This window comes from Amaricoccus sp. (assembly GCF_036846665.1).
GTDB lineage: Bacteria > Pseudomonadota > Alphaproteobacteria > Rhodobacterales > Rhodobacteraceae > Amaricoccus.
This window is the reverse complement of sequence record NZ_DAIUBO010000385.1, coordinates 1-2,082: the sequence shown is the minus strand read 5'-3', so window position 1 is coordinate 2,082 and position 2,082 is coordinate 1. Positions and strand designations below refer to the sequence as shown.

The 2,082-nt window shown below is 69.3% G+C and carries 3 protein-coding genes; all 3 read right to left on the bottom strand.

Annotated elements, in window-relative coordinates:
• On the bottom strand, positions 1–789 hold a 789-nt coding region (locus tag V7050_RS20605), incomplete at its 3' end, for an amidophosphoribosyltransferase (protein ID WP_442885721.1).
• A 74-nt stretch (positions 790–863) separates the two neighbouring features.
• Complete coding sequence (locus tag V7050_RS20600; RefSeq protein ID WP_324366666.1) at positions 864–1,418, bottom strand: CvpA family protein; 555 nt, start codon at positions 1,416–1,418, stop codon at positions 864–866.
• Positions 1,419–1,429: 11 nt separating this feature from the next.
• Positions 1,430–2,082 (bottom strand): magnesium chelatase domain-containing protein (locus V7050_RS20595; RefSeq protein WP_324366668.1); only part of this gene is annotated, 653 nt, incomplete at its 5' end.

Here is a 2,082-nt window from a genome sequence, read left to right as displayed (position 1 = left end):
GAAATAGACCTTCTCGAAGATGCAGAAGCGCGGGCGCTGCCGCTCGAAGGGAAAGACGCTCTCGACCCCGCCGGCGGTGCAGATCACCATCTCGCCGGGCTCGACCTCGCGCACGAATTCCGCGCCGATGATGTCGAGCGCGCAGGTCTCGGAGGCGAGGATCCAGCCGTCACCGACCCGGCCCAGCATCAGCGGCCGCACGCCGAGCGCGTCGCGCACGCCGATGAGCTTGGTCCGCGTCATGGCGACGATGGAGAAGGCGCCCTCGACGCGCCGCAGCGCGTCCTTCATGCGCTCGGGGATAGCCTTCTGGATCGAGCGCGCCATCAGGTGGATGATGCATTCGGTATCCGAGCCCGACTGGAAGATCGAGCCGCGCTCGATCAGCTCCTCGCGGAGCGCGAGCGCATTGGTCAGGTTGCCGTTATGGGCGATGGCGCAGCCGCCGCGGGCGAATTCCGCGAAGAGCGGCTGCACGTCGCGGATCTGGGTCTGTCCCTTCGACCCGGCGGTCGAATAGCGGACATGACCGATGGCGAGCGAGCCGGGCAGGGTCTCCATCAGGCTGGCGGAGGTGAAGTTGTCGCGCACGTAGCCGAAGCGGCGGGCGTTGTTGAACCCCGTCCCGGGCGCGTAGGAGACGATGCCGCCGGCCTCCTGGCCCCGATGCTGCAACGCATGCAGGCCGAGGGCGACGAAGCTCGAGGCGTCCTGGACGCCGATCACCCCGAAGATGCCGCATTCCTCACGAAGCTTGTCGTCGTCGAAAGGGTCTGTGAGGAAGGGCATCGCCTCTGCTCTGCGAGTGGAATCGCGCCGCTCTATAGGCCCGTGCCGGCGGATTGTCACGCCGCGGCGCCGGCTCACCGGCAATTCGCCGTGAGCCGCTCGTATTGCGCCGCAATCCATTGTGGCGCGTCCTCGGGAAGCATGGCTGCGAGCTGCTGCTCGAGCCCGGCGAAGACTGCCTTGCTCCGGCTCTCGTCGATCGCTGCGAAGCCGCCCGCACCGCCGAGGACGCGCTCGTAGACCACCAGCGCGATCACAACGAGCAGAACGCCGCGGGCGACGCCGAAGAGCAGGCCGAGCCCCTGGTCGATGGGGCCGAGCGCGGAATTCTGCACGGCGCCCGAGAGCAGCGGCGTGAAGATCGAGATGATCACCAGCGCGACGGCGAAGACCGCGGCGAAGCCGGCGAGAATGCCGAGATCGCAGCTTGTGCCGATGATATCGCGCAGGACCGGGATCTCGCGCATCAAGGGCTCGACACTGGGGGCGAAGGCGAAACCCGCGACCGCCGCGGCGATCCAGCCGATGATGGCGAGGGATTCGCGCACCAATCCCCGAGCATAGGCGAGAACTGCCGACAGGACGATGATGCCCAGAACCAGGCCGTCGACATAGGTGAAGCCTTCCATCAATCGCGGTCCTATCGGTCGATCGTGCCGAAACACTTCTCTATGAATGCTTCGAGATCCGCAACCGGTCGCATGGCGATGCCTTCCGCGCCGCCGGTCGCGGCGGGTGGCGGTGCGAAGGCGGTGCGGAACCCGAGCTTGGCCGCCTCGCGCAGCCGCGTCCCGGCCTGGGCGATCGGCCGGAGCGCGCCGGAGAGGCCGATCTCGCCGAAGAAGACCGCCTCCGCCGGCAGGGCCGCGTCCTCGCGCGCCGAGATCAGCGCCGCCGCGACCGCGAGATCGGCCGCAGGCTCGGAGACGCGCAGGCCGCCGGCCACGTTGAGATAGACGTCGCGGTCGGCGAAGCCGATGCCGAAGCGCGCCTCGAGCACGGCGATCACCATGGCGAGCCGCCCCGAATCCCAGCCCACCACGGTGCGCCGCGCGGTGCCGAGCGCGGTGGGCGCGACCAGCGCCTGGATCTCGACGAGGAGCGGCCGCGTGCCCTCGACGCCCGCGAAGACTGCAGAGCCCGGATGCGGCGCGCCGCGCTCGGAGAGGAAGAGCGCCGAGGGATTGGCGACCTCGGCGAGCCCCGCGCCGGTCATCTCGAAGACGCCGATCTCGTCGGCCGGGCCGAAGCGGTTCTTCACCGCGCGCAGGATGCGGAACTGGTGGCCGCGCT